Annotated in this window: 27 protein-coding genes; 9 read left to right on the top strand and 18 right to left on the bottom strand. The window is 57.4% G+C overall.

The window, feature by feature from the left end:
* Positions 1-9 precede the first annotated feature (9 nt).
* Positions 10-996: a DUF11 domain-containing protein gene (locus K6117_RS01155; protein ID WP_221791943.1), complete on the bottom strand. Its 987-nt coding sequence runs from the start codon at positions 994-996 to the stop codon at positions 10-12.
* A gap of 144 nt (positions 997-1,140) precedes the next feature.
* Between K6117_RS01155 and K6117_RS01150 the strand changes: the two genes are divergently transcribed.
* The gene (locus tag K6117_RS01150) at positions 1,141-2,877 is read left to right on the top strand and encodes a cation:proton antiporter domain-containing protein (protein ID WP_221791942.1); all 1,737 of its coding nucleotides are present in this window, start codon (positions 1,141-1,143) and stop codon (positions 2,875-2,877) included.
* Positions 2,878-2,948: 71 nt separating this feature from the next.
* Positions 2,949-3,395, top strand: coding sequence for a 3'-5' exoribonuclease (locus K6117_RS01145; protein ID WP_221791941.1), 447 nt, complete (start codon positions 2,949-2,951; stop codon positions 3,393-3,395).
* Here the strand turns inward: K6117_RS01145 and K6117_RS01140 are convergent.
* The 4 genes from K6117_RS01140 to K6117_RS01125 all read right to left on the bottom strand — a co-directional run bounded on the left by K6117_RS01140 (position 3,380) and on the right by K6117_RS01125 (position 8,497).
* Entirely contained in the window at positions 3,380-4,297 is a 918-nt protein-coding gene (locus tag K6117_RS01140) for a lysylphosphatidylglycerol synthase transmembrane domain-containing protein (protein ID WP_221791940.1), read from the bottom strand. The genes K6117_RS01145 and K6117_RS01140 overlap by 16 nt on opposite strands.
* A gap of 50 nt (positions 4,298-4,347) precedes the next feature.
* Positions 4,348-6,924 (bottom strand): magnesium-translocating P-type ATPase, encoded by a 2,577-nt coding sequence (gene mgtA / locus K6117_RS01135; RefSeq protein ID WP_221791939.1) that lies wholly within the window; start codon positions 6,922-6,924, stop codon positions 4,348-4,350.
* A gap of 232 nt (positions 6,925-7,156) precedes the next feature.
* Positions 7,157-7,396 (bottom strand): hypothetical protein, encoded by a 240-nt coding sequence (locus K6117_RS01130; protein WP_221791938.1) that lies wholly within the window; start codon positions 7,394-7,396, stop codon positions 7,157-7,159.
* A 327-nt stretch (positions 7,397-7,723) separates the two neighbouring features.
* Positions 7,724-8,497 (bottom strand): competence/damage-inducible protein A, encoded by a 774-nt coding sequence (locus K6117_RS01125; RefSeq protein ID WP_221791937.1) that lies wholly within the window; start codon positions 8,495-8,497, stop codon positions 7,724-7,726.
* 49 nt (positions 8,498-8,546) lie between these two features.
* Between K6117_RS01125 and map the strand changes: the two genes are divergently transcribed.
* Complete coding sequence (gene map, locus K6117_RS01120) at positions 8,547-9,368, top strand: type I methionyl aminopeptidase (RefSeq protein WP_221791936.1); 822 nt, start codon at positions 8,547-8,549, stop codon at positions 9,366-9,368.
* Positions 9,369-9,371: 3 nt separating this feature from the next.
* Here the strand turns inward: map and K6117_RS01115 are convergent, their stop codons facing one another.
* On the bottom strand, positions 9,372-9,851 hold the full coding sequence (locus K6117_RS01115) for a penta-EF hand family protein (protein ID WP_221791935.1): 480 nt from the start codon (positions 9,849-9,851) through the stop codon (positions 9,372-9,374).
* Positions 9,852-9,918: 67 nt separating this feature from the next.
* Positions 9,919-10,581: a squalene/phytoene synthase family protein gene (locus K6117_RS01110; RefSeq protein WP_221791934.1), complete on the bottom strand. Its 663-nt coding sequence runs from the start codon at positions 10,579-10,581 to the stop codon at positions 9,919-9,921.
* A gap of 196 nt (positions 10,582-10,777) precedes the next feature.
* Between K6117_RS01110 and K6117_RS01105 the strand changes: the two genes are divergently transcribed.
* The 3 genes from K6117_RS01105 to K6117_RS01095 all read left to right on the top strand — a co-directional run bounded on the left by K6117_RS01105 (position 10,778) and on the right by K6117_RS01095 (position 13,917).
* Positions 10,778-12,433 (top strand): TadE/TadG family type IV pilus assembly protein, encoded by a 1,656-nt coding sequence (locus tag K6117_RS01105; RefSeq protein ID WP_221791933.1) that lies wholly within the window; start codon positions 10,778-10,780, stop codon positions 12,431-12,433.
* Positions 12,434-12,634: 201 nt separating this feature from the next.
* Positions 12,635-13,276, top strand: coding sequence for a TadE/TadG family type IV pilus assembly protein (locus K6117_RS01100; protein ID WP_425514673.1), 642 nt, complete (start codon positions 12,635-12,637; stop codon positions 13,274-13,276).
* Positions 13,273-13,917 (top strand): TadE/TadG family type IV pilus assembly protein, encoded by a 645-nt coding sequence (locus tag K6117_RS01095; RefSeq protein WP_246604748.1) that lies wholly within the window; start codon positions 13,273-13,275, stop codon positions 13,915-13,917. Before K6117_RS01100 ends, K6117_RS01095 begins: the two co-directional genes overlap by 4 nt.
* A gap of 9 nt (positions 13,918-13,926) precedes the next feature.
* Here the strand turns inward: K6117_RS01095 and K6117_RS01090 are convergent, their stop codons facing one another.
* Genes K6117_RS01090 through K6117_RS01075 form a run of 4 tightly spaced genes read right to left on the bottom strand, consistent with a single transcriptional unit; the run spans position 13,927 to position 16,906 of the window.
* Complete coding sequence (locus tag K6117_RS01090) at positions 13,927-15,123, bottom strand: CCA tRNA nucleotidyltransferase (RefSeq protein ID WP_221791931.1); 1,197 nt, start codon at positions 15,121-15,123, stop codon at positions 13,927-13,929.
* Positions 15,120-15,722, bottom strand: a complete 603-nt coding sequence (locus K6117_RS01085) for a CoA pyrophosphatase (protein ID WP_221791930.1) — start codon at positions 15,720-15,722, stop codon at positions 15,120-15,122. Before K6117_RS01085 ends, K6117_RS01090 begins: the two co-directional genes overlap by 4 nt.
* Positions 15,719-16,288 carry a DUF1285 domain-containing protein gene (locus tag K6117_RS01080; protein WP_221791929.1) on the bottom strand — a complete coding sequence of 190 codons (570 nt, stop codon included), beginning with the start codon at positions 16,286-16,288 and terminating at the stop codon, positions 15,719-15,721. The genes K6117_RS01085 and K6117_RS01080 overlap by 4 nt, the downstream gene beginning before the upstream one ends.
* A 42-nt stretch (positions 16,289-16,330) precedes the next feature.
* Positions 16,331-16,906 carry a DUF2585 family protein gene (locus K6117_RS01075; RefSeq protein WP_281422083.1) on the bottom strand — a complete coding sequence of 192 codons (576 nt, stop codon included), beginning with the start codon at positions 16,904-16,906 and terminating at the stop codon, positions 16,331-16,333.
* Positions 16,907-16,969: 63 nt separating this feature from the next.
* Between K6117_RS01075 and gmk the strand changes: the two genes are divergently transcribed.
* Together gmk and K6117_RS01065 are read left to right on the top strand one after the other, a co-directional pair.
* Entirely contained in the window at positions 16,970-17,608 is a 639-nt protein-coding gene (gmk, locus tag K6117_RS01070) for a guanylate kinase (protein WP_221791928.1), read from the top strand.
* A 90-nt stretch (positions 17,609-17,698) separates the two neighbouring features.
* Positions 17,699-18,532 carry an AIM24 family protein gene (locus tag K6117_RS01065; protein ID WP_221791927.1) on the top strand — a complete coding sequence of 278 codons (834 nt, stop codon included), beginning with the start codon at positions 17,699-17,701 and terminating at the stop codon, positions 18,530-18,532.
* Here K6117_RS01065 and trmB read toward each other — a convergent pair.
* The 5 genes from trmB to K6117_RS01040 form a co-directional block, all read right to left on the bottom strand.
* Entirely contained in the window at positions 18,529-19,206 is a 678-nt protein-coding gene (gene trmB / locus K6117_RS01060) for a tRNA (guanosine(46)-N7)-methyltransferase TrmB (RefSeq protein WP_221791926.1), read from the bottom strand. The two genes, K6117_RS01065 and trmB, sit on opposite strands and share 4 nt — an antisense overlap.
* A gap of 107 nt (positions 19,207-19,313) precedes the next feature.
* Complete coding sequence (metK, locus tag K6117_RS01055) at positions 19,314-20,519, bottom strand: methionine adenosyltransferase (RefSeq protein WP_221791925.1); 1,206 nt, start codon at positions 20,517-20,519, stop codon at positions 19,314-19,316.
* A gap of 53 nt (positions 20,520-20,572) precedes the next feature.
* Positions 20,573-22,084, bottom strand: a complete 1,512-nt coding sequence (gene lnt, locus K6117_RS01050; protein ID WP_221791924.1) for an apolipoprotein N-acyltransferase — start codon at positions 22,082-22,084, stop codon at positions 20,573-20,575.
* On the bottom strand, positions 22,071-23,264 hold the full coding sequence (gene metC, locus K6117_RS01045) for a cystathionine beta-lyase (RefSeq protein WP_221791923.1): 1,194 nt from the start codon (positions 23,262-23,264) through the stop codon (positions 22,071-22,073). Before metC ends, lnt begins: the two co-directional genes overlap by 14 nt.
* A 12-nt stretch (positions 23,265-23,276) precedes the next feature.
* Complete coding sequence (locus K6117_RS01040) at positions 23,277-24,119, bottom strand: sulfurtransferase (RefSeq protein WP_221791922.1); 843 nt, start codon at positions 24,117-24,119, stop codon at positions 23,277-23,279.
* Positions 24,120-24,236: 117 nt separating this feature from the next.
* On the opposite strand from K6117_RS01040, the gene queF reads away from it, so the two are divergent.
* Positions 24,237-24,680, top strand: a complete 444-nt coding sequence (gene queF / locus K6117_RS01035; protein WP_221791921.1) for a preQ(1) synthase — start codon at positions 24,237-24,239, stop codon at positions 24,678-24,680.
* A 6-nt stretch (positions 24,681-24,686) separates the two neighbouring features.
* Here the strand turns inward: queF and K6117_RS01030 are convergent, their stop codons facing one another.
* Both K6117_RS01030 and gshB read right to left on the bottom strand, forming a co-directional pair.
* A complete protein-coding gene (locus K6117_RS01030; protein ID WP_221791920.1) occupies positions 24,687-25,307 on the bottom strand; it encodes a DedA family protein in 621 nt (206 codons plus the stop codon).
* Positions 25,300-26,253 (bottom strand): glutathione synthase, encoded by a 954-nt coding sequence (gshB, locus tag K6117_RS01025; RefSeq protein ID WP_221791919.1) that lies wholly within the window; start codon positions 26,251-26,253, stop codon positions 25,300-25,302. The genes K6117_RS01030 and gshB overlap by 8 nt, the downstream gene beginning before the upstream one ends.
* Positions 26,254-26,266: the final 13 nt, after the last annotated feature.

The following is a 26,266-nucleotide window of genomic DNA, read 5'->3' as shown; positions in this document are numbered from 1 at the left end:
CAAATTTCCTCAATTGATCTTGACGTCAAATTTGACGGTTTTGTCGCTGCCACCGGTGATGTTGCCAAGACTGACATTGATGCCGCTGGCCGATGCATCGCCCGCATCACCATCAGCGGCATCGCTCAACGACGCGCCATCGAGTTTCAACGTGCTATTTTGATATGTCGTGCCGGTCGGAATGACATCAGCGATGTCCAGCCCTTCGGCCTGTCCGGTGCCAGCAACAGAGGCGGTAATTATATAGGTCACGATCGCGCCCGGCACCGGTTGCGCCCCGCCGAACGGATCTACAATGCTGGCCGATTTTGTCAGGGTGACCGTGGCAAGGCTGGCGACAAGATCATTGCTGCCAAACGCCTGCGCGCCAGATGCGCCCACCACGGCATCCGAGCCGTTTGCACCTTGGCCCGTAAATGTCGTGCCGGGGCTGCCTGAGCCGGTGACGGCTTCGGCGGTAAGGCGTACGCTGCTGGTTTCAAGATCATGGGCCGTGGCAGGCAAGCCCACCACCACAAAGATTCGCAGCACGCCATCAGGGGCAATCGCAGGCGTGGCCGTATTATTGGTCAGCACCTGATCGACACCTGAATCATAGGCATTATTGCCGTTGGTATCGATGGCGATGGTCTGCACCACGGCATCGAACTGATTGCCCGCGACCGCCGGGTCTACATTGATATTGAAGGCCTCAAAGCCATTGCCCGTATTGGTCACGGCATAGGTCAGGATCACCGGATTTGACCCGATGGTGGTCGATGCGCCGGATAGGCCGGTAACCGCCACATCAAGCAACTCATCCACTTTTACCGTGACAGTGTTCGACTGCACCGATCCACTCATCGAACCTGCAGTGTACGTGGCGGTCGCAGTGCTTTGGATCTGCGTGCCAGCAGAGACACCGGCAGCGACAGCGCTGACCGAATGAACAGCCGTTAAGGCTGTGGCGACTAGTCCGCATAACCGGACATGCTTGATGAACGCATACTTACTCATGAGACCTATTTATCCGAAAATCCTAAATAAAATATAAATTGATCGAAATTGGATACATCGCCTCAACTTCGTACATTTTTATTGTCCGGATAACCGCATATCGCTTGCCATTTCACCGCCGCGCCATGAATGTAACGCACATATATGGATCAGAATATCTTCCTTCTCGGCACCATCTTGCTGGCTGCCTCCTTGGTGTTCGTTTTGCTGTTCCGGCGTTACGGGCTTGGCGCGGTGTTGGGCTATATCGTGGCAGGCATCGCTGTCGGGCCATCCGGGCTGCAACTTGTATCCGACGCACATGTCATCATGCGCTTTTCCGAAATCGGCATCGTCCTCCTGCTGTTTTTGGTTGGTCTCGATCTTGCCCCCCGGCGTTTGTGGCGATTGAAGCGGGAAATCCTCGGCCTCGGTCTGGCGCAGGTTGCCTTGGCGGGCCTTGCGCTGGCGGCTGGGCTGCTGCTGTTCACAAGCTTTACCCCGGCGGCGGCATTGGCATTGGGCCTGCCGCTCGCGTTGTCATCGACGGCGCAGGTATTGCCGATGCTGCAATCCGAGGGACGCCTGAACTCACCATTAGGCGAACGCGCCTTTTCCATTCTGTTGTTTCAAGACCTTTCAATCGTGCCGCTGCTGACGATTGTGGCTGCCCTGTCACGTGCGCCTAGTCTCGATGTGCCAGCGAACCCCTTTATCGTGGTCGGCCAATCATTGTTGGCGATTATTGTGCTGGTGGCAGCGGGCCGGTTCTTGTTAGTGCCAGCGCTCCGCCTCATCGGCCATTATGCCGAACGCGAATTGTTCATTGTCGCTGGCCTTTTGGCAGTCTGTGCGAGCGCAGGTCTAACCAGCGCCATCGGCCTGTCCCCGGCCCTAGGCGCGTTCATCGCGGGCGTTATGCTGGCGGATTCGCCTTTCCGGCATGAGCTGGAGGCCGATATCAATCCGTTCCGTTCTATCCTCCTGGGGCTATTCTTCCTGTCTGTCGGGATGCTGTTGGATATTCACGCCGTGCTGGAACGACCCTTTTTCGTCCTTGGCATGGCAGCGATGGTGATCTGCATCAAGGCGGCGGTGCTATTCGGCATTGCGCGGCTGTTCGGTGCGCCACAGCGCGGCGCGATCATCCTTGCGTTATTGTTAAGCCAAGGCGGCGAATTCGCGTTCGTCATTTTTGGTGCAGCGCAAATGGCGTTGTTGATCGCACCGGAAACCGTCAGCATATTCAATGCGGTCGTCACTGTATCAATGGTCGCGACACCATTTCTCATGCTGCTCGCCAAGAAAATGGGCGACATCGCGACAGTGGAGCCAACCCCCGCCATTGGTAAGTTCCCGACCAAATCGGCTGAGATTATCGTCGTCGGCCATGGGCGTTTTGGCCAGACTATAGCGCAGATTGCGGCAGCCGCCGGCTTCAAGATCATCTTGATCGACCTTGATCCCGCGCAGATCGAAATGAGCGGTTCCTTCGGCCATAAGGTCTTTTATGGCGATGGGACGCGGATAGACCTGTTGCGTAGCGCAGGTGCCGAACAGGCACGATTGCTGTTCTTCTGTCAAAATGGCGATGGGCTGGATCAAAGCCAAATCGCCCAAATCGCGACCAGCTTTCCGCATTTGTCGGTCTTTGCGCGGGTCTATGATCGGGTGCAATTGATGCAGCTGGCAGGCGCGCAATTGGCTGGTACCGAGCGTGAGGTCATGGAATCTGCTATCGCGCTGGCCCGCAAAGGCTTGTTCAATCTCGATATGACTGCATCGGAAGTGGATGAAATCGTCCAGGCCTTCCGCCGACATGATCGCAAACGCCTTTCTGCCCAAATCACGGCACAGGATGTCTATGCAGGCGATGGCGCAGATATTGAGGTCATCAAATAACGGATGGTTTACTGACCTCGCCCACTCCGCCATAGGGGCGTCATCTTTTTCAATATGAGTCCCACCCCTTCATGCGCTATTTTCTGGATACCGAGTTCAACGGCTTTGGCGGCGAACTGATCAGCCTCGCGCTGGTGCCGGAAGATGGCGATCAGGAGTTTTACACCTCGCTGCCGCTGCCGGAGAAAATCCATTCATGGGTGGAACAGCGCGTCATCCCTTACTTGCGCCATGTGCCGCCGGGGGTGGATTATGAAATGAGCCGGACCGAGGCCGCGATGCACATCGCGACCTATTTCGCGGGCGATCCAGACCCGGTGATCATCGCCGACTGGCCGGATGACCTTGCCTATTTCTGCGCCTTGCTGGTGACGGGCCCCGGTGAAAAGGCCCCGATCAATTGCTTGCGCTTCGAACTGATCAATGGCGCGGGGTTCAGCTCTGCCGCGACCAGCAAAGTGCCGCATAACGCCTTGCACGATGCGCGCGCGCTGAAAAAATTCTACCTCGGCGAATAGTCTTTACGTCGCCGCAACAGGATCAACCCCGGCACCAACGGCAACCACAAGGTCAGCGCGCGCAGCAGCATCGTTGATGCAAAGGCGGCCTCGATTGAAATGCCCAGCAGATGCAGCGTGGCGGTGCAGGCGACCTCGAAACTGCCAAGGCCGAATGGCAATGGCGCCAGCGTCACCGCGACCGAGGCCATGATCAGCCCGATCAACGCTGTCGCAAAACCCACATCCTGCCCCAGACCATGCAGGCATGCGTAGAGGGTCGCGGCATCAAGGCAGAAAATCAGCGCATTGCACAAGGTGACGCGGGCCAGCACATGGCGATCACGCAACAAATCTGCGGGCGCAAGGCCGACCGTGCGAAATAATGCTTCAATCGGACCTATCTGCGCCAGCCAATCCGGCAACGGCCTGCGACCGCGATGACGCAGCCATAGTGCCAATCCGGGAATAAGAATGGCAACTACCATGAAACAGGCGATGACACTTGCCATAAAGGGGGTGGCATTGCCCTGCCACCACAAAAGCCACAGCACCAATACAGCAAAAATGACATAGGCTGTGTAATAGCCGATCATCGACATCAGCAGCGCCGCCACCGCGATCCCACGCGAGACATTGATCTTGATGAGCTGATCGACCAGCAGGATATTGCCGCTCATCCCGGCGGTCGGCAGGGTCTGATCGATAAACAGTTTCACCAAGGCGATCCGAATTAATGACGGAAACCTTGCCTGCTCTCCTGCCCGCCGCAAAATGATCCGCCAGCTAAAGGCGAGGCTGGCATAAGTGCCAAGCTGCAACAATATGGCAAGGGCCAGCCATAAGGGTTGCGCTTGTTCGGCCAAAACCACGAAACGCGAAAAATCTGCCTCGCGCCGGATCAACACGATCAGGCCGATCATGACGGCGCCTATCAGCCAGAACCGCCATCTTCGCTTTGGTATCGCGGCGCTCACCCCCGACCCGATCCTGATATTGCGCGTGTTACGCGGCGGTAAAACCATCTCTTGGCCAATTCGGTGGCTATAATATAGCTGATAAGGATGCACCCCACCGTTACCATCTCGGATAAGGTGAGTGGAACAAAGCCGAAGGCGCGGCTCAAACTACCCAGAAATGGAATCGCCAATGTCGCGATCACGGCGGCCAGTGTTGACCATAAGAGCAATGCGCTTGGCCGACTGCGAAAAGCGCTGCCACGGGTCCGCAGAATCAGGACCACCGCCAATTCTGTCAGCAGAGAAATCAGGAACCAAGACGTCTGAAATACCGCCTCGCCCGCATGAAACACGCGCAACAGCATCGCAAAAGTCACGATGTCGAAGATCGAACTGATCAACCCAAACACGATCATAAAGCGCCGAATTTCCTTGATGTCCCAACGTTGCGGCGCTGAAATCCGGTCCGGATCAACATTGTCGCTCGAAATCGCCATGGAGGGCAGGTCGGACAGGAAATTGTTGAGCAAAATCTGTTTGGCGGCCAAGGGCAGAAACGGCAGCAACGGCGTCGCCAAGCCCATGCTGATCATATTGCCAAAATTCGCGCTGGTGGTGATCGAGATATATTTGAGCGTATTGGCAAAGGTCTGTCGCCCTTCCTCCACCCCCACCCGCAGCACATCGAGATCGCGGCTCAACAAGATAATATCGGCGCTATCGCGTGCCACATCGACAGCCTGTTCAACCGAAATGCCGACATCCGCCGCATGGAGCGCGGGCGCATCATTGATCCCATCCCCCAGATAACCGACGCTATGGCCCGTAGATTGCAAGGCGCGGACGATGCGTTCCTTTTGCTGCGGGTCGATTTCGACGAACAAATCAGTGCGCGGCGCAAGATGCCACAGCGCCTCGTCCTTCAGCTTGGAGAGCTGCTCGCCGGTCAGCATCGCATTGGCATCCAGCCCGACTGCCTGCGCCAGATGCGCCGTGACATAGCGATTATCCCCGCTGATGACCTTGATGCGAATCCCGAGCCGCGCCAAATGGCGGATCGCATCCGCCGCCTCGGCCTTGGGCGGATCGAAAAAGATGAGGAAACCGCGAAACACCATCTCGGCTTCGACTTCGCGGCCATGATGCGCCGCTGTCGGGACAATTCTCGTCGCGACGGCCAGCGCGCGAAAGCCCTCGCCGCCCTTTTGCTTCACCACCTCTTCCAACGCGGCCCGGCCTGCGGGATCGAGTGGGATATTCTTGCCGCCCTGTTCAACCAAATTGCAGATGTCGAGAATATTGGCAAAGGCCCCTTTGGTGATGATGACATGCTGCGTTGGATCAGCCTCCGCCGCCAGCATGACAGTCAGCCGCCGCCGCTGAAAATCATAAGGAATTTCGTCGATTTTCGTGAAACCGGCGGTGGTCAGCCCCGCGCTTTTCCCGGCTTGCATGATCGCCATATCGAGCGGGTTTTCGATCCCCGTCTCAAATGCCGCATTCAGGAATGCGAGTTGCTTCACCCCGTCAGAGGGCTGCTGCGCCGCATCCAGCACCTCTTGGAGGATGATCGTCCCTTCAGTCAGTGTCCCCGTCTTGTCGGTGCATAATATGTCCATGCTGCCGAAATTCTCGATGGCTTCGAGCCGCCGCACGATCACGCCGCGCTTGCCCATCGCCCGAGCCCCCGCCGACAAGGTCACGCTGACGATGGCGGGCAAGAGTTCCGGCGACAGGCCGACTGAGAGCGCGACCGCAAATAACAGGGATTCGATAACCGGGCGACCAATCAGCAAATTGGCGGTCAGGACAAAAATCACGATCAGAATCATCACGCGGATCAGCAGATAGCCGAAGTGCCGCACCCCCCGCGCAAAGTCAGTTTCCGGCTCTCGCGCGCGCAATCGCGCTGCAATCGCGCCGAATTCTGTATGTCGCCCGGTCGCGACCGCCAGCATTTTCGCGGTGCCGCTACGCACCGACGCGCCCAGAAACACCATATTACTGCGCGCATTGAGCCCCGCATCGACGGCGACCACGCCCGGACGCTTTTCCACCGGGTAGGATTCGCCGGTCATACTCGCTTCGCTGACGAGGAAATCCTTTGTCTCGATCACCAGCCCATCCGCCGGAATCAGGTTACCGGCGGATAAAAGAATGATGTCGCCCGGCACAATTTCGGTGACGGGGACGGTCTTTTCCAGCCCATCGCGGATCACACGGGTATTAAGCGCGAGCCGATTACGCAGCGCCGCTATCGCATTCGAGGCGCGAAACTCCTGAAAAAAGCCGAGTAAAGTGCTGCCCAACACAATCGCGAGGATGATCCCCGCATCGATCCATTCCTGCAACAATAGCGAAATGGCCGCCGCGAAGATCAGGATCAGCACCAAAGGGCTTTCAAACTGCCGCAGCAGCAGTCGCAAGACGCTTAGTCGGGAATCATCTTCGACGCTATTTGGGCCTAAAAGTGCGAGCTGCGCCGCCGCTTTTGGGGATGACAGCCCGGCCAAATCCCCACCCATGGACGCTGCCACATCTTCCAATGATGTCGCCCAATATGGCAGATCTGCAACGCTCGGCTTGGCCATGAACATCCTCTCTGATGGATTACGGCGACCTTATTGTGCGTCTGTGCGTTTTATAGCGCATCATGGACCAAGTTGCACAAGCAACAAGCCCTTATCAGCCAATGGTACGGGTAATCGTGCATCAGCAGGGATCAATGCTAAGCCCAAATGAAAACGGGCGCCATTCCCGTAGGAATAGCGCCCGTCTCTAGCTCGTCTCACTCAGAAGAGTGAGGCGCTCTGCAATCCGAAATTATTCGGCAGCAGCAGCGTTGCCGGCAGCCGGAGCTTCAGCAGCGTTGGCATCAGCAGCCGGAGCAGCTTCAGCAGCGTTTGCATCAACAGCTTCAGCAGCGTTTGCATCAACAGCGTTAGCGTCTTCAGCGACGACTTCAGCGGCGTTCGCATCAACAACGTTAGCTTCTTCAGCCTTGTTGCAAGCTGCGAGGGTCATCAGGCCAGCGGCGGCAACCGCGAAAGCAAATTTGTTCATAGGTCAGCTCCCAGGAATATGGAGAACCGGCCCAACGCCGTCTCCTAAAGTCCCCCATAATGATAGGGATTAAGCCTTGCAACGGGAAAATGACGCATTGCGGCATTAATTCGATGCATTTTTTAGCTTTCCCGGACGTTTGCGTGATTTTGAGATCGCGCCGATCGGTTCATCAGGCATTCATAAGCCTATGAATCACCACATCCGTAGTGGGGAAATAGAATCGATTGCTTAAATACTGGTTACAGATGCCGATTCATGAATCGGTACGCCATCATGGCTGGCCAGCAGTAAGGCCCCGCCATCATGCGTTATCGCCTTCCAGCATCAACCGCTAATCGGAGAAATGCCGCCAAATTCGCTCGGATAGCCAAGCGCCGTCAAACCGTCTGCCAGGTGCAGCATGCATTTGTTCAGTCGATCATGATCGGTCGAACGAATAACGAAATTCGCGCCGACCCGGCCCTCACGGAAAAATGGATAGCTGCCGATCTGACATCCCTCATGGGTTCGCTCGGTCTTTGCCAACAGGTCCGCCACTTCGCTTTCCGCGACCCAGCAACCCAAAGTGTCGGACAATAAGGGCATGCCGCCCTCCAATTTGCCGTTGAGGCCATCGAGCATCATCGCGGTAATACCGGGCACGCCTGCCATGATGAAGATATTGCCCGCGCGAATGCCGGGCGCGCCCGACACCTTGTTTTCGATCAGCTCTGCCCCTTGCGGCACGCGCGCCATGCGGAGCCGTGCCTCGGTCAGGCCACCACGCGTTTCATAATAATCATGCAGGATCTTCTCGGCATCCGGATGCACGACGACCGCGACACCCAAGGCCGCTGCAATCGCATCGACGGTAATATCGTCATGGGTTGGTCCGATGCCGCCGGTGGTGAAGAGATAGTCATGCTTCACCCGCAGACTGTTCACTGCCTCGACAATCGCGCTTTCGACGTCCGCGACCACCCGCACCTCTTTCAGGCGAATGCCCTGAATATTGAGCCAGACCGCGATTTGGCTGATATTCTTGTCCTGGGTACGACCCGACAAAATCTCGTCGCCAATGATGATCAGGGCGGCAGTCCAGATGCGTTCTTTTGTCATGGGAAAAATCCATAGCGGCAATGCGAGGCTTTCGCTATAGCCCAGCGCCATGGCACAATATGAATTTATCACCGATGAGGGCAAGCAAAGCCGGTCCGGCGCGATCAAGCTTTACAACGCCGCCGCCTTTGAAGGCATGCGCAAAGTTGGACGGATTTCTGCGGAAATCCTAGACGCGTTGGTCCCTGTCATCGCACCCGGCATCACCACCGAGGAGATCGACGACATCGTCCGGCGGTTGACGTTGGAGGCGGGCGCGATCCCGGCGACCCTGAATTATCGCGGCTTTACCCATAGCTGCTGCACCTCGATCAACCATGTCATTTGCCATGGCATTCCGGGGCCGAAGGTGTTGAAGGAAGGCGATATCGTCAATGTCGACGTGACGTCGATCCTTGATGGCTGGCATGGCGATTGCAATCGGACCTATCTCGTCGGCGATGTCGCGATCAAGGCGCGCCGATTGGTCGAAGTGACCTATGAATGCCTGATGCTCGGCATCGAACAGGCAAAGCCGGGCAATCATATGGGCGATATCGGCCATGCCATTCAGGTCCATGCCGAAAAGCATCGCTATGGCGTGGTCCGCGATTTCTGCGGCCATGGCATTGGCCGACTGTTCCATGATGCACCGGAAGTGCTGCATTTCGGACGCCCCGGCACCGGGCCTGAAATCAAGCCCGGTATGTTCTTCACCATCGAACCGATGATCAACATTGGCCGGCCCGAGGTAAAGGTGCTGGACGATGGCTGGACGGCTGTAGCCCGCGACCGCTCGCTTTCGGCGCAGTTCGAACACACGATCGGAATCACCGACACAGGCTGCGAAATCTTCACCAAAAGCCTGAAAGGTCTTGATAGACCGTTTTAATCCCTAGCCCCCCTCCTCCTCATCGCGCGCATTGCGTGTGTGGGCGGGAGGGCAGCGGGGCGTTTTCGACTTGGTACTGCGCTTTGCTGCTGTCTTGGCGAACTCGGTCAGGTTCAGCCCACCCGATTTGTCGCCATCGGCGGCGGTGAATTTGGCGCTCGTCTTGACCGCATATTCCACAAGGCTGAGCTTGCCATCCCGATCAGTATCGAGTTTGGCGAACGCTTTCTGGCGGCTCATCAGATATTCCGGACGCGTGACCAAGCCATTGCGGTCGCGATCATAACGTTTGAAGCGTTTTTCTTCCCGACTGATCGGGCTGGCCTCGGGTGTTTCCAGCGGTGCAGGCGCGTCCATTTTTGGCGGTGGCGGCGTCATTGCCAGCAGACTTACAGGCTGTGGCCGTGCATTTCCCTGCCAAAAGAAGAACCCCGCCGCCATCAGGCAGATTACCGCCCCGCCACCAGCAAGAAAACGCCACATCGCACGAACTCCAGTACGCGAACAATGGCTTAACTCTATGACAAAGCAGATTTATACGCAATCATCCTCAATATCCGCTCATCCGATGCCACGCCATGCGGCACACGCGGGCAAATGCGCTATCCCCGACATTCTGCACATCCCGGCGGGCAAGCCATGCGAGCGTCCCCACTGCGCGCTGCGACCTTGGCAAACGCCCCGGGCCTTGTGCTGGCAATAATCGCGCAGCCAGTGCCATCGCCCGGTCCTTGACGCTGCCCGCAGGCAATTGCCCGGCAAAATCAACCAGCGCCCATATTGGCCCATGATCGACCAACAAAGGCGCAGGCGACACATCGCCTGCCGCCATCAAGGCGAACATCGCCCGCCCGCGAAAATCGGCGAAGGCGGCGAGTTCCTCGTCATTTGGTTCGCCTTCTTGCACCAATTGCTGCCAGCCAATGGCGAGCGCGGATAATTCCTCAGGGTCAATTCCTTCACCTGACAACGCGATCGCCGCCAGCACAGGCTCCGCAGGCGGTGTCGTGCGATCGAGCTTTGCCAATTGATCGGCCCACCATTGCAGCTTGATCCGGCCCAGCATCGCCTCTCGCGTGGTCAGCGCCAATGCCTGCAACCGCGCATCAAGCTGCCAAATGGCGACAACCCCATCCCGGCGGGCAGGTGGTAAATAGGATAGGATCAACGCTCGCTCCACCCCAAAGTTTTCACTTATTTCAATGAATTGCATAATTTTTCCATTGCGGGGGCGAGGTAAGGAATATTAGGGTGCCGCTATAAAACCTGCATGGCACCATTCGCAAGATCGAACGGCGCAATGCATTATCCTATCATTAACCGACTGATTTTCAAAAATATTATACCTTATCCGTGATAGTCGGTCACATGCTTGTTATTGTATTTTGGCAGGAAATTGTAATTTGCGTATGCTGAAAAAGCTTTTCAACCGCAGCAAAACCAATGCTGGCACCAGTCTTCAATCCATTCAGCAAGGATGCCCGGGGCTGTGGCGACAGTTTGCGCGGGATAAGCGGGCTAATACCGCCATGATCGTAGCGGCAAGCCTGATCCCCATGCTCGCCCTGATGGGGGCAGGCATTGATATGGCCCGCAGCTATACCACCAGAATGCAACTGCAACAGGCCTGTGACGTCAGCGCGATTGCGGCACGACGCGCCATGACAGGCGGCACCTTGACATCGGCAAATGTGGCGGACGCACTCAAAATATTCAATTTCAACTTCCCGCAAAATACATTGGGGACATCTGCATTCACCCCAAGTTTTACCATCTCTCCCAATTCGACCAGCACGGTCGTCGTCACCGCCAAAACCACTGCGCCGACCACAATTATGAAAATGTTCAATATCAATAGCTTGCCGGTTTCCGTCAAGTGTGAAGCCACGTTGAGTACGCCGAACAATGATGTGATGTTCGTCCTCGATACCACAGGATCGATGGATTCGGCGATCAGCGATGGCGCGGGCGGCACCACCACCCGGATGGCGTCATTGAAACTGGCGACAAAAGCATTTTACGACGCCCTTGGTCCCGGCAATGACGCAGATGGCCGTATCCGTTACGGTTTTGTGCCTTATGTGCAGACGGTGAAGGTCGGTTATTTGCTGAAGCCTGAATGGTTGAAGTCCGATGATGGTTATTATTCAACCAGAAGGTGGTCGCCCAACACGTATTTATATTACGACAACTACCCATTATCGACAACGCAATACAGAACCGGTGCAACTATTGAAAACCCCGTATGGTGGTATGCCATTCCCAATGATAGTAATAATAATCCTGTACCAGCTACGACAACTTGGGCTGGATGCATTGAAGAGCGGGACACTGTCAATACAATTACAGCCAGCTCTTCGTTGACCATTCCCAGCAATGCCTATGATCTTAATATCGATCTCGTTCCCTATGATGCACATACCACATGGCAACCATATTGGCCTGAAGTGACATTCTGGATCGGCGGCTATGATGGCTGGAACATTGATTATACATGGGCAGTCTGCCCGCAAAAGGCGCGCAAATTAATGTCTTATAGTTCACGAAGCGCGACACCAGCAGGTGACACTAGCGGATTGGGCAGCTTTGACAACTATATTGACTCGCTATCGGCGCTTGGCGGTACTTATACCGATGTAGGATTGATGTGGGGTGCGCGCCTGATTTCAGGGACGGGCCTGTTCGCCTCGGAAAATTCAACCGCGCCAAATGGTTTCAATATCAATCGTAATATCGTGCTGATGACAGATGGCCAGCTCACCGCTTATAGTAAAATATACAGCGCCTATGGCATCAACTCACAACACTGGCGAGTTGCACCGAATTACACGAACGATGCCGATTTGACCGCAATCCATAATCGGCGGTTCGAAATGATCTGCAACGCCGTTAAGGCCAAAGGCATCACCATCTGGGTGGTGGCATTTGACACCGCGCTCTCCCCATCATTGGCCAATTGCGCGACCAGCTCGAATCATGCGTCGGTCGCGACCAATTCGCTTGCGCTGCGTGAACAGTTCAAGGCCATTGCCAAGAATATCGGCGGGCTGCGCGTTTCGAATTGATCTGCGGATGATGAATATAGGGGCCGGGAGATTGATATGTCCCGGCCCCTATTTTGGCGTGTTGGCCTACAACCTGATGCCCGCCTGCATGCTGCAAATCAATATGACCATATTAACCCTGCTTCTTGCCGATGGATTATCCTTTCATCGGGCATAAACTGATTTGACCTTAGTAATTGTAATGTAGCGGGAATCAGTCATTTGCAGTCGCACGAACATTATCGCGCCCATTGGCTCAGCACCTATGCATCATCGCGCCGGTTGCACGCATGCCACCGCCTGATTACCGCAAAAAAAGGCGCAACGCTCATCGAATTTGCTTTGATCGCGCCAACCATGATGGTGATGTTGATGGGCTTTTTCGATCTGGGTTATCGGACTTATCTGGAGGTTGCAGCGCGTGGCATATTGGAAACCGCAGCCCGCAACGCCTCTGTCGGCAAGTTGACAGGTACGCAAGTCGATACTTATGTCACCGATAAGTTAAAGGGCATCGCCTCCGCCCGTTCGACAGTCACTTTGGTGAAAAAAAGCTTTTATAGCATTAGCCATATCGGCAAGCCGGAAAAAATCACCACCGATTTTTCGCCATTGGGCAGCTATAATATTGGTGATTGCTATGAGGATGCCAATAATAACCAGATGTATGACAGTTCAACGGGTTCAAACGGCCTCGGTGGTCCCGATGATATTGTATATTATGAAGTCAATATAGCGATGCCCCGATTGTTTCCGCTCGGCAGCCTGATCGGCTGGGGCAACACACTCACGGCCAAGGCCAATACCATGATCCGCAACCAGCCTTGGGGCGCGCAGACAAAACCGAGTGTGCGATGCTCATGACCCGCTTCTTCCCATACCGCAGCTTGTTGCGCCGTCTGCTGGCGGATCGGTCTGGCCTGGCCTTTACCGAATTCGCCCTGTCCATACCTTTGCTGGTGGGGGTCGGTCTGTTCGGGTTGGAAACGATCAACCTTGCCACCACCCATTTGATCCTGTCGAACATGGCATCGCAAGTTGCCAATAGTGCCGGTCGCGTCCGTACGTCCATCGACGAGGCCGATGTCAAGGAGATCATGCTCGGCGCCGATATGCTGGGTAAGAAAATCAAATTTTCAGCCAACGGAATCGTAATCCTTTCCAGCGTTGAAATGAACCCGAAGAGCACTGGCCAATGGATCCGCTGGCAACGATGCTTTGGCGCGAAGAGCATATTCTCCAGCTATGGCTTTCAGGGCAGTGGAGCGGCAGATAACACGCTGCTGGAGGGTGTTGGTCCGAAAGGACGAAAAATCATTGCGCCCACAGGGTCGGCCGTCATGTTTGTCGAATTGGTCTATGATTATCAGCGCTTGATCCCCTTTGATATCTATGGGGCTCGGACAATAAGGTATCTCGCCGTTTCCGGTGTGCGCGAACGGACAGATCAGGCCATCAAAAATGCGTCCAACACCTCTATTTTGACCTGCCTGGCGCCGCGTTGAACAGTTTGCCTAGCGCCCCGTCACCAACATATCCGCGATCCGGTCCAGCCTATCGCGCGTCGGAAAGCCTTCGGCCACCCATTGGCGTTCGACCGCCTGCAACAGTCTTGCGACATCCGGGCCGGGGCGTACCCCACGCGCGATAATGTCCTTGCCGGTCAGCACAAACACCGGGCGCGACCATGAAGCGAGCAGCGCAATCGCCGCATCCGCCCCTACATCCCCGGACAGTAGATATCGGTCGATGGCGCTTTCCGCCCCATAGGTCCAGCCAAGCGCGCGCGGGTCTTGAGGGAATGCCTCTCCCCAGCCCGCCGCCAGCATCATCTGCTTGCGCTGCGCATTGGACAGTTTCAACCTTTGCGCGACCTGTTCCGCCAAGCCGGGATCGGGCGGCAAGAGTGCCGTCAACCGCCGCACCGCATCCGGCACAATGCCGCATGCCGCTTCCAATGCGATAACGTCCCGCAGTCGCGCAACACCATCCGCCAAAATTTCCGGCAATACCGGGCGAAAAATGCCGATATTTTCCATCAACTCGACCGTTGCCCCCGGATCGGGCAAGCGCAGCAGCGCCAGCAATTCCATCGCGATGCGTTCACGCGAGAGCGCCATCAGATCATTGGCGCGGGCAATACACGCCGCCAGTGCGTCCGCATCCGGCGCGCCATAGGCAAAGCGGGCGTAAAAGCGAAAGAAGCGCAATATCCGCAGATGATCCTCGGCAATTCGCGTCAACGGATCGCCAATGAACCGCACCCGATGCGCCGCCAAATCCTCCAGCCCGCCAAAGAAATCGGTTATCTCCAGCGTCAAGGGATCGGCATAAAGCGCGTTGATCGTGAAATCGCGGCGAGAGGCGTCTTCATGCCAATTATTGCTATAGGCAATCGTGGCGCGGCGACCGTCGGTGGACACATCGCGCCGAAGCGTCGTCACCTCCACCGGCCCCCATGGTAGCACCGCCGTCACCGTCCCATGTTCGATGCCGGTCGGCACGACCTTGACGCCTGCGCGTTGCAACCGCTCCATCACCGCATCCGGCATCAACAAGGTGGCGCAGTCGATGTCCGCGACCTGATGCCCCAGCATCCCATCGCGCACTGCCCCGCCGACAAAGCGGATCTGGCCCTCACTCGCGCCTAATAGCTCCAGCAACCCCGCCAGGCCTTCCCGGCCTTCAATCACATGCAAAGGTAATTTCATAACCGGCCTGCCATACGATGCCCCAGATTAACCAACATGGCCGCCGTCGCGCCCCAGATGCGTCGGTCATTCCAGATCAGCTCATAATATTCGCGTGCCCGGCCCTGCCAATGCACCTGTTGCAGCTTGAAACTGGCAGGGTCGAGAATGACATCCGTCGGCACCTCGAAAATATCCGCGACCTCGCCCGGATGTGCCTTCACGACCATATCGGGCGAGATGGCGGCGACCACCGGCGTCACGAGGAAGTTGGTCACGGTGCGATAGGGTTCGACAATATCGACGACCGTCACATGCTCACGCGACAGCCCGACCTCTTCTTCCGCCTCGCGCAGCGCTGCCGCGATCACATCCGCATCGCCCGCATCGACCCTGCCCCCCGGAAAGGCGACCTGCCCAGCGTGATTGGACAAATGCCCGGTGCGCTGGGTCAGTAACACCGTTGGCCGGTTGCGGTCGACCAGACCGACCAGCACCGCCGCCGGGGTGAGTGTAATTTGGGGTTCGCCGGGTATCAGATGTTGATCGCCGAGCTTCAACAGACGCGCGTCATAATCCTGATGGGCAAGCGCTGCCCTGATCCGAGCCTCCAGCGTCACGCATCCGGCTCCAGCGGGAAAAACGCGCCATCACTCCAAAGGCCGATCGGGTCATGACCATCATCAATCGCCATCTGCGCCAATTCATAATAGACCGGACGGGCGATCCGTGCTTCCAGCCCATTGCGCACCATCACATAGGGGCGTGGGCCATCTTCTGCTTCGACAAAGCGTAAGGGGTTGTTCGGCCCGGCGATCACGACATCATCGACATTGGTCCGAAACGCGAGGCGACGTTTGGCCCCTTCCCCCTCGCTGTTCACCTCAACCGCGATGAACGGCACATCGTCGACATCGATATCGAGTTTTTCCACCGGGGTGACGAGGACATATCCGCCATCCGGTTCGCGCCGCAAAATCGTTGAAAACAATTTGACCATCGCCGCCCGTCCGATGGGCGTACCTTCATGAAACCATGTCCCATCCGGCTTGATCTGCATCGTGCTGTGGCCGCAATGCGGCGGGTTCCATTGGTCGACCGGCGGCAGGCGCTTGTCCGCCACGGCTTGCGCGATTTGAGCAAGGGACATGGTCGCAATATCAATCGGTGCCGTGTTATTTGCCATGGTCACGCCCTCGCATGAGTTGCCGCAATTGCCAAGCCCGTATCAGCCTGCCTGCCAGACCCTGACAGCCTCCAATGGATAGACCAGCATCAGGATATTGAGCGTCAGATTGTCGCGAATGGCGACCAGCGCCACAAGTTCCAGCAATATGGCCAGCGCGACCGTATATGGCCAGCGCAGCCGCGCCGCGATCAGAAAGCCGAGGCTCATCCAGACTATATCGCACATGCTGTTGATGATGCTGTCCCCGCTATAGCCATAGCCAAGCGTGACCGAACGATAGCGGTCGATAATGAATGGTGAGTTTTCGAGGATTTCCCACCCGCCTTCCATCATCACCGCCAATACCAATCGCGCGCCAAGCGGGAGGCGCCGCGCCACCACATACAGCCCGCCAAAAAAGAGCATCCCATGTATGATATGGCTGAGCGTGTACCAATCTGCGATATGCTGGCTATTTCCAGGCCCATTGACCGATCCATACCATAAAAGGATTGTGCCATCCGTGCTGATCGGTGGGCGGTGCATCGCCAACAAGATACCAAGACACACGCCCGCCACAGCGAATGCCGCCAACCACCAACGCCAACCTATTGCTGTTTTGCTGATCCCCGCCAATGCGCTTCCTTCCGATCCCCAAAGACTTGACCCAGAGGCGAGTTCAATCCATCAGCTTTGGCCATGCAAGACACGTCTAATCCCATTCGTCGCCGCGGCCTGTTGTTCGTCCTGTCATCGCCGTCCGGGGCCGGAAAATCAACCATCTCCCGGATGTTGCTCGAAACGGATCAGGAAATCCGCATGTCGGTATCGGCCACGACGCGCGCGATGCGCCCCGGCGAGGAAGACGGCGTCCATTATCATTTTCTCACGCCCGAAAAATTCGAGGACATGGAAAAGGCCAATCAGTTTCTCGAATGGGCACATGTATTCGGCAATCGTTACGGCACGCCGCGCGCGGGCGTTGAGCAGATCATCTCCGATGGCCGCGATGTGCTGTTCGACATCGACTGGCAAGGCACCCAGCAATTGCACGCCACCGCAGGCGACGATCTCGTCCGCGTGTTCATTCTGCCGCCGAGCATGGCCGAACTCGAACGCCGCCTACGCGGACGCGGCACCGATAGCGATGACGTCATTCAGGGCCGGATGGATCGAGCGGCGGGCGAGATCAGCCATTGGGCCGAATATGATTATGTGCTGGTCAATGACGATGCCGCATCATGCCTTGAAAAGGTCCGGCACATTCTCGCGGCAGAACGCCTGAAACGCGCGCGCAATATCGGTCTGGTCGATTTCGTGCGCGGGATGATCGGCTGATATTACAGTCATTTAAATCTATTTTCACGTTTCAAATCTATGACTGGGGAGATCACGCCCCACCTTCCACTATTTTGATGGAGCATAGAATTGCAACCGAACAACCCTTGGGTTCACAAACGTAGCGCAGGCATCGCCGACGACATTGATTTTGAAGTCAAAGGCTATGAACTCCAGTTCGTCGAAATCGATCTGGACCCGGGCGAAAGCGCGGTTGCAGAAGCGGGCGCAATGATCTGGAAAGATGCCAGCATCGAAATGACCACCGTTTTCGGTGATGGCAGCCAAGCCAGCGATAATAATTTCATGGGCAAATTATTGGGCGCGGGCAAAAGGCTGTTGACCGGCGAAAGTCTGTTCACCACCGTCTTTACCCATCATGGCACCGGCAAGGCCTGTGTCGCCTTTGCCGCCCCGACCCCCGGCATGGTCCAGCCCTTGCGACTGAGCGACTATGGCGGGCGGATCATTTGTCAAAAGGACAGTTTTCTCGCCGCTGCCAAGGGCGTTTCGATCGGCATCGAATTTCAAAAGCGGATCATGACCGGCCTATTCGGCGGCGAAGGCTTCATCATGCAGCGACTGGATGGCGATGGCTGGGTCTTTCTGCAAATGGGCGGTTCGCTGGTTGAGCGCGAGCTGAAACCGGGGGAAGAACTCCATATCGATACCGGTTGCCTTGCCGCCTATACGCCCGATGTCAGCTTTGATCTGATCAGGGCTGGCAATGTCCGATCCATATTATTCGGTGGCGAAGGGCTGTTCCTCGCCCGATTACGCGGTCCGGGCCATGTCTGGATTCAGTCCTTGCCCTTCTCCCGGCTTGCGGGCCGCATATTGGCCGCCAGCGGCAGTAATGGCGGACAAAACCGGGGCGAAGGCAGCGCCTTGGGCGTCATTGGCGATATGATCGGCGGCGATTAAACGCGGATATAGCGGAAATACCAGACTTCATGGCCGATCCGCCGCGCCTTGCGCTCATAGCGCGTTTCCGGCCAATCGTCCGGGCGCACCTGAAAATCGCGGCAATCGTCGATCTGCCATTCGAAATCCGTGCGCTTGCCCATCTGCATCATCGCCCAACGGACATAGATCGGGTGATCGGTGCCGAAACGAAACTCCCCACCCGGCTTCAGCTTGGCCGCGATGCGATCAAGCGGGCCGGGATTCATCATCCGCCTTTTCGCATGGCGCGCCTTGGGCCAAGGATCGGGATGCAATAAATAGGCGCGATCCAGCGATGCATCCGGCAGGCGCGACAGCACATCCAGCGCATCGCCCATATGCAGGCGCACATTGGTCAGTTCATTTTCGTCGATATGCAGCAATGCGCCGACGACGCCGTTCAAAAACGGCTCACACCCGATAAAGCCATGATCGGGCCGCATCATCGCTTGGCCCGCAAGATGTTCGCCAGCCCCAAAGCCGATTTCGAGGTGCAGCGGGCGATCATCGCCGAATAATGTCTGGGAATCGAGCGGCCCATCAGGCACCGCGACCTGCGGCAACAATTCATCGATCAGCTGTTGCTGCCCCTTGCGGAGCTTGTGGCCAGCACGGCGGCCATAAAGGCGGTTCAGGGTCGTGGGATCGTTCATGGCCAGCCCCATGCCCCGGTCACGCATCCAGATCAAGCCGGGATCATCGCCTGACCTGAAAACACATCACCCCTGCCGATGAAGACAGGGGTGATAGTTTAGTCAGATTAAAGCGCAGCCTTCAGGGCATCAACCAGATCGGTGCGTTCCCAAGGGAAGAAATCACCCTCTGGCTTGCGGCCGAAATGACCATAGGCCGCCGACTTGCGATAGATCGGCTTGTTGAGGCCAAGATGGACGCGAATGCCACGCGGGGTCAGCCCGCCCAAAGCTTCGATCCCCTTGATCGCATTTTCCAACTGATCATCGCCGACGGTGCCGGTGCCATGGGTATCGACATAAAGCGACAAGGGCTTGGACACGCCAATCGCATAAGCGAGCTGGATCGTGCAGCGCTTGGCAAGGCCAGCAGCGACAATGTTCTTCGCCAGATAGCGCGTGATATAAGCCGCCGAACGATCAACCTTGGTCGGGTCTTTACCGCTGAACGCGCCGCCGCCATGCGGGGCCGCGCCACCATAAGTGTCGACAATGATCTTGCGGCCCGTCAGGCCCGCATCGCCATCCGGGCCGCCGATTTCAAAGCTGCCGGTCGGGTTGATGTGATATTCGGTCGCCGCCGACAACAGGTTCGCAGGCAGTATATCGGCCACGACCTTCTTCACATAAGCGTGAAGTTCGGCTTCATTCGCGCCCTCGTCATAGCCCTTGGCATGCTGGGTCGATACGACAATCGCGGTCGCAGCGACCGGCTTGCCATTTTCAAAGCGCAAGGTGACCTGGCTTTTCGCATCAGGTTCAAGAAACGGTGCCGCCTTGGAATGACGATCCGCTGCCATCCGCTCGAGAATCTTGTGGCTGTAATACAAGGTTGCCGGCATCAGATCCGGGGTTTCATCACAGGCAAAGCCAAACATGATGCCCTGATCGCCCGCGCCTTCATCCTTGTTGCCGCTGGCATCGACACCCTGCGCGATTTGCGCCGACTGGCCGTGCAGATTATTTTCAAAACGGAAGGTCTGCCAATGGAAGCCGGTCTGTTCATAACCGATTTCGCGCACGACGTTACGCACGGTCGCTTCGATTTCAGCCAATGCGCCCGGCGCCCATTCGCCATTTTCATAAACGCCCTTGCAGCGAATTTCGCCCGCCAGCACGACCAATTGAGTCGTAGTCAGGGTTTCGCATGCCACGCGCGCTTCCGGGTCCTTGGACAGGAACAGATCGACGATGGAATCGGAAATCTGGTCGGCAACCTTGTCTGGATGACCTTCGGAAACCGATTCAGAAGTGAAGAGATAATTGGCACGCATCGAGAAAAACCCTCGCGAGTTGGAGATATAAAGAAGTCCTTATGTCCGCTCCTTTAGCGGGTCCGCTTGCGCAACGCAATCGCAGCCAGCAGCAAAATCATTGCAAGGCCGAAAGAAAGCCTATTGCCGAATTGCGCAAATAGCGTGGGCGCGCCGGGTGCCGGCAAATGGGTCGTGATGGTGCCTGCCTTGCGGAACGGCAACGCAGCAATAATCCGCCCCTCCGCATCGACCACCGCCGAAATACCGGTGGGGGTGGAACGCAGGATCGGCATCGCCTCCTCGACCGCGCGCAATCGTGCCTGCGCCAGATGCTGCGGCGGTCCCCATGAACCAAACCACGCATCATTCGATGGATTGAACAGGAAATCAGGCCGATGCGCCCGATCCACCACATGGCCGGAGAAGATGATCTCGTAACAGACCTGCGCGCCCATCCGCCCGAAACCGGGTAGATCGATAGACTGCGCCCCCGGCCCCGGCCAGAAATCAAGATCGCCCGGCACCAATCGCGACAGGCCAATCGCCGACAGCCAAGGCCGCATCGGCAGATATTCGCCAAATGGCACCAGATGCGCCTTATCATAACGCCCGCGCAATCGCCCCTGCCCATCAACGGCAAACAGGCTGTTATGCGCGGCCTTCGCCTGATCGTCCTTGCCCCAGACAATCGACACGCCCCCTGTGAGCAACACATCGCGCGGCCCGATCAGGGACGCAATCCGCGCCCGCGCCCAAGGTTCATCCTCTAGATAATCCGGAATCGCAGCTTCGGGCCAGAAAATCAGCCGGGGTTCCGCCCCTGTCCTACCACTCAATCGCGCCAGTCGGGCAAAATTCTGCGCCGCATAATCATCGCGCCATTTGTCCTGCTGGCCGATATTCGGCTGGACGATATGGATGAGCGGGCGATGTGACGTCTCCACTGGGCGAGGCGGCACCCGCCCCTCCACGCCATAGCCAAGCGCCAATAAGGGCAGAAACGCCGCGATCACCGCACCCCGCCCATCGCGCCGCAACGCGAGCCACATCGCCCCGGCCGCCAATATCACAATGGCGCCAAGACCATAGGTGCCAATCAAGGCCGCGACGCTTGCGCGATCCACCGCGATCACGCCAATCGGATTCCACGCAAAGCCGGTAAACAGGCTCGCACGCATATATTCCGCGACCAGCCAAGATGCGGCAAAAAGGAAGAGAAAACTCAAAGACCGCCCCTTGGCAAAGCGCCAAGTGAGACCTGCCACCACTGCGGGAAAAAGCGCGAGATAGAGCGATAATCCGACCACCGCGCCCCAGCCGAACCAGACCGGCATCGCATCTTGAAACTGAAACGCCCCTGCGATCCAGTTCAACCCGATGGTGAAATGTCCAAGGCCGAACAGCCAACCCCGACCAAAGGCCTGCCGCTGATTGGCCGAGGCCTCCACCGCAGCCATCAACAAGGCCAAGGCCAATAATGTCAGCGGCCAATAGCCCAAAGGCGCAAAGCCGAGCGACGACATCGCACCCAGCAGCAGCATCCCCAGATACGCCCGCCCACCCTTGAAATCAGGCAATGACATGCTCCAGCGATTGGGCGAGATCGGCGGTCAAATCGCCAGCATCTTCCAGCCCGATATGCAGCCGCACCATCAACCCATGGCCTTCCCATGTGGTCGCGGTGCGGATCGAGGCCGGATCAATCGCCAGCGCAAGGCTTTCAAACCCACCCCAGCTAAAGCCAATGCCGAACAGCCGCAGCCGATCCACAAAGGCGCAACGCTGGGAATCGGTGACATCCGTATCGAATTCAAAGGCGAAAAGGCTGGCCGCGCCATTGAAATCGCGCTTCCAAAATGCATGGCCCGGACAATTCGGCAATGCCGGGTGATATACCGCGCGAATGCCGCGCTGTTGTTCCAGCCACAATGCGATTTGCAACGCGCTTTCGCCCTGTTGGCGCAAACGCACGCCCATGGTTCGAAGCCCCCGGCTGGCCAGCGCCGCATCATCGGGCGACACGATTTGCCCATAAAGCTGTGTCGTGCGCCGCAGACCGGCCCAATACGCCTCGGTCGTCGTGACCGATCCCATCATCACATCGGAATGGCCGACCACATATTTGGTGCAGGCGAGAATGGTGAAATCCACCCCCCGGCTGATCGCGGGAAACAGCAAGGGCGTCGCCCAAGTGTTATCGATCATCGTGACAATGTTCCGGGCCTTGGCGACCGCGCAAATGGCGGGGACGTCCTGCACCTCAAAGGTCAGGCTGCCGGGGCTTTCAAGGAAGATCACGCGGGTGTTCGGGCGACAGAGATCGGCAATGCCCGCGCCGATCATCGGATCGTAAAATTCGGTCTCGATCCCCATCGGGGCCAGCACATGATGGCAGAACACGCGGGTCGGATCATAGACACTATCGGCGACCAGCAGATGATCACCGGGCTTCACCACCGACAGCAACGCGCCACAAATAGCGGCCACGCCGGAGGGATAGAGCATCGTCCCCGCCGCACCCGGCTCCAATGCGGTCAGCGCCTCGGCCAGCGACCATTGGGTCGGCGTACCGCGACGGCCATAATAGAAATCGCCGTCCTGATTGCGCTTCACCGCCGCACGGAGATGCGCCACGCTGTCAAACAGGATGGTGGACGCGCGCCACACCGGCGCATTGACCACAACACCGGTCCATTCCGAACGACGACCACCCGTCACCAACTTGGTGAACGGCTGGTCATCATCACTGCCATTTGTGCTCACTTGGCGTTGCGCTCAAGCAGCGCCTACGGCCTTTGGCGTCTGCGGATCAGCACCCCATTCAGCCCAAGAGCCATCATAAAGGGCCACATCCTTCTTGCCGGTCAGATGGGCCGCGAACAACAATACCGCCGCCGTCAGGCCGGAACCGCAGGTGGTGATCATCGGCTTGGACAGATCGACGCCCGCACCCTCAAACGCTGCCTTGATCGCATCCACAGACTTGTACGTGCCGTCCGCGTTAAAGACCTGATCATAAGGCAGATTGCGCGAACCCGGAATATGGCCCGATGCCATGTTGGGGCGCGGCTCCGCCTCTTCGCCGGTGAAACGAGGAGTGCCACGGGCATCCACGACCACCGCCGATTTGGTGTTGAGATTATCGAGCACATCCTGCTTGCTACGCACCGGCTCCGCATCGGCCCAGACGGTGAAATGGCGGTGACGCAATTTGGTCACGCCGCTTTCGATTGCGCGCCCTTCCGCCTGCCATTTGGCCAGACCGCCATCAAGGATCGCGACATCATGCGCACCGAACATCCGCAACAGCCAATAGGCGCGGGCAGACGTCTTGTGAGGGGCGTTGTCGTACAGCACGATGCGGCTGCCATCGCCAAGGCCAAGCGCCTGCATCCGGCTGGCAAATTTTTCGGCGGAGGGGGCCATGTTGGCAATCAGGTTGGCGCTATCGACCAGTTCGGCAAGGTCCATGAAAATCGCGCCCGGAATATGGGCGGCATCGAATTCGGCGCGCGGATCGCGGCCCGTGTCTTCCATCACCTGCGTCGCATCGACCACGCGCAGGTCGAAGGCACCCAGCTCACCAGCAAGCCATTCGGTTGATACGAGTGCGTCCACGGCGAATCTCCATTCTTTAGATAAAATGCAATGCTCCCCTTTACTATCGCGCTCGAACGGGTGCGTCGAGGGTGCGAGCGCATTGAATTTGGTCTACCAATCCCGTATCGGTCAGATATGAACCCGAAGTTTCTTGGCCAGAACAGCCCGCTCCCCGCATCGCCCGATCAGGCGCAGCTCGATTATGTCCCAAACCCGCGCAAGGGGACGCTGTATCTCACACGTTTCAGCGCGCCTGAGTTCACCTCATTATGCCCGGTGACGGGCCAGCCGGATTTCGCGCACATCGTGATCGATTATGCGCCGGATGAGACGATCGTCGAATCCAAGTCGTTGAAGCTGTTTCTTGGGTCATTCCGCAATCACGCGGCATTTCACGAAGATTGCACCGTCGGCATTGGCCAGCGCCTGTTCAATGAAATGAAACCCCATTGGCTACGGATCGGCGGTTATTGGTATCCGCGTGGCGGCATTCCGATTGATGTGTTCTGGCAATCTGGCCCACCGCCTGCGGGGCTGTGGCTCCCGGATCAGGGCGTCCCCGGTTATCGCGGACGCTGAAGCGGCTTAATGTGTATCTTTCTGGTCGGCGGTGTGCGGCTTCCATGTCACCACCCGCCAGAGATAGAAAAACACCAATAACAGAATGACGATATTGCTGACCGGTCCTAAGATCGCGTCGACATCGCCATATTGCTTGCCCATCGACCAGCCGACAATCGCCAGCATCGCCGTCCACACCCCGGTGCCAAGCGTCGACCAGAGGGTGAAGCTTTTCAGGCTCATGTGGAGAAAACCCGCAGGCACGGACACCAACGACCGGATCGTCGGCACGATCCGGCCAAAGCCGACAAACGCATTGCCATGGATGCGGAACCATTTATCGGCGCGATTGACCTCGTGCCAATCGATCGTCAGCCAACGGCCCCAACGATTGATGAACGGGTGAAATCGCTCCAACCCAAGGGCGCGCGCGACAAAATACCAGAACAAATTGCCAAACATCGCGCCCGCCGTGCCGGACAGGATCACGAACGGCAGCCAGAGATCACCCTTCGCCGCCTGCAAGCCCGCGACTGACATGATGACTTCGGACGGGATCGGCGGAAACACCGTCTCCGCCAGCATCAAGAAGCCGATGCCGAGATAACCGGTCTGTTCAATCAGACGGATGACCCAATCAGCCACGGTTCAGAACCTTGGCCTCAATCGCATCCCAGATCAGCGCAGGCGTATCCGTGCCATTGAAACGGTCGATCGCAACGATCCCGGTTGGCGAGGTCACGTTGATTTCGGTCAGATAGCCCGCAATCACATCGATCCCGACAAACAACAGTCCGCGCTTGGCAAGTTCCGGACCAAGCACATCGCAAATCTCGCGTTCACGTGCGGTCAGTTCGGTGGCATTGGCGCTGCCGCCCGCCGCGAGGTTCGACCGGATTTCCCCGGCCTTGGGCAGGCGATTGATCGCGCCCGCGACCTTACCATCAACCAATACGATACGCTTGTCGCCCTTGGACACATCCGGCAGGAATGCCTGCACCATGAACGGTTCGCGCCAGACCTGACCGAATAATTCCGTGAGCGCCGCCAGATTGGCATCGTTGCGCCCGACATGGAACACGGCGGAACCGGCATTGCCATACAGCGGTTTGACAACCACTTCGCCATGTTCTTCGTGAAAAGCGCGGGCATCTTCCAACCGGCGGGTGATCATCGTCGGCGGCATGAATTGCGCATAATCGAGCACGAACAATTTTTCCGGCGCATTGCGGACCGATGCCGGATCGTTGACGACAAGGGTCTGGTGCTGGATGCGTTCCAGCAAATGGGTCGCGGTGATATAAGCGAGATCGAACGGCGGGTCCTGACGCATCAGCACGACGTCGATATCTTCGCCAAGGTCGATAGTCTGCCAATCGCCAAAGCTGAAATGATCGCCTGTAACGCGCTGCACCGTGACCGGACGGGCGGCGGCGGAGACCCGGCCATCGCGATAGCAAAGGTCGCCCGCCTGATAATGGAAGAACTGATGACCGCGCGGCTGTCCGGCGAGCATGATCGCAAAGGTCGAATCCCCAGCGACGTTGATCGTTTCCATCGGGTCCATCTGCACCGCTACACGCAATGTCATCGTCGCTACGCCT

This window comes from Alteraquisediminimonas sediminicola (assembly GCF_019740335.1).
Lineage (GTDB): Bacteria > Pseudomonadota > Alphaproteobacteria > Sphingomonadales > Sphingomonadaceae > Alteraquisediminimonas > Alteraquisediminimonas sediminicola.
This window is presented reverse-complemented; position numbering and strand designations above follow the sequence as displayed.

What these genes read in the sequence shown, in the direction of transcription:
- K6117_RS01155 (WP_221791943.1), bottom strand. Translation starts at nt 996, where the DNA reads ATGAGTAAGTATGCGTTCATCAAGCATGTCCGGTTATGCGGACTAGTC.
- K6117_RS01150 (WP_221791942.1), top strand. Translation starts at nt 1,141, where the DNA reads ATGGATCAGAATATCTTCCTTCTCGGCACCATCTTGCTGGCTGCCTCC.
- K6117_RS01145 (WP_221791941.1), top strand. Translation starts at nt 2,949, where the DNA reads ATGCGCTATTTTCTGGATACCGAGTTCAACGGCTTTGGCGGCGAACTG.
- K6117_RS01140 (WP_221791940.1), bottom strand. Translation starts at nt 4,297, where the DNA reads ATGATCGGCCTGATCGTGTTGATCCGGCGCGAGGCAGATTTTTCGCGT.
- mgtA (WP_221791939.1), bottom strand. Translation starts at nt 6,924, where the DNA reads ATGGCCAAGCCGAGCGTTGCAGATCTGCCATATTGGGCGACATCATTG.
- K6117_RS01130 (WP_221791938.1), bottom strand. Translation starts at nt 7,396, where the DNA reads ATGAACAAATTTGCTTTCGCGGTTGCCGCCGCTGGCCTGATGACCCTC.
- K6117_RS01125 (WP_221791937.1), bottom strand. Translation starts at nt 8,497, where the DNA reads ATGACAAAAGAACGCATCTGGACTGCCGCCCTGATCATCATTGGCGAC.
- map (WP_221791936.1), top strand. Translation starts at nt 8,547, where the DNA reads ATGGCACAATATGAATTTATCACCGATGAGGGCAAGCAAAGCCGGTCC.
- K6117_RS01115 (WP_221791935.1), bottom strand. Translation starts at nt 9,851, where the DNA reads ATGTGGCGTTTTCTTGCTGGTGGCGGGGCGGTAATCTGCCTGATGGCG.
- K6117_RS01110 (WP_221791934.1), bottom strand. Translation starts at nt 10,581, where the DNA reads ATGCAATTCATTGAAATAAGTGAAAACTTTGGGGTGGAGCGAGCGTTG.
- K6117_RS01105 (WP_221791933.1), top strand. Translation starts at nt 10,778, where the DNA reads ATGCTGAAAAAGCTTTTCAACCGCAGCAAAACCAATGCTGGCACCAGT.
- K6117_RS01095 (WP_246604748.1), top strand. Translation starts at nt 13,273, where the DNA reads ATGACCCGCTTCTTCCCATACCGCAGCTTGTTGCGCCGTCTGCTGGCG.
- K6117_RS01090 (WP_221791931.1), bottom strand. Translation starts at nt 15,123, where the DNA reads ATGAAATTACCTTTGCATGTGATTGAAGGCCGGGAAGGCCTGGCGGGG.
- K6117_RS01080 (WP_221791929.1), bottom strand. Translation starts at nt 16,288, where the DNA reads ATGGCAAATAACACGGCACCGATTGATATTGCGACCATGTCCCTTGCT.
- gmk (WP_221791928.1), top strand. Translation starts at nt 16,970, where the DNA reads ATGCAAGACACGTCTAATCCCATTCGTCGCCGCGGCCTGTTGTTCGTC.
- trmB (WP_221791926.1), bottom strand. Translation starts at nt 19,206, where the DNA reads ATGAACGATCCCACGACCCTGAACCGCCTTTATGGCCGCCGTGCTGGC.
- metK (WP_221791925.1), bottom strand. Translation starts at nt 20,519, where the DNA reads ATGCGTGCCAATTATCTCTTCACTTCTGAATCGGTTTCCGAAGGTCAT.
- lnt (WP_221791924.1), bottom strand. Translation starts at nt 22,084, where the DNA reads ATGTCATTGCCTGATTTCAAGGGTGGGCGGGCGTATCTGGGGATGCTG.
- queF (WP_221791921.1), top strand. Translation starts at nt 24,237, where the DNA reads ATGAACCCGAAGTTTCTTGGCCAGAACAGCCCGCTCCCCGCATCGCCC.
- gshB (WP_221791919.1), bottom strand. Translation starts at nt 26,253, where the DNA reads ATGACATTGCGTGTAGCGGTGCAGATGGACCCGATGGAAACGATCAAC.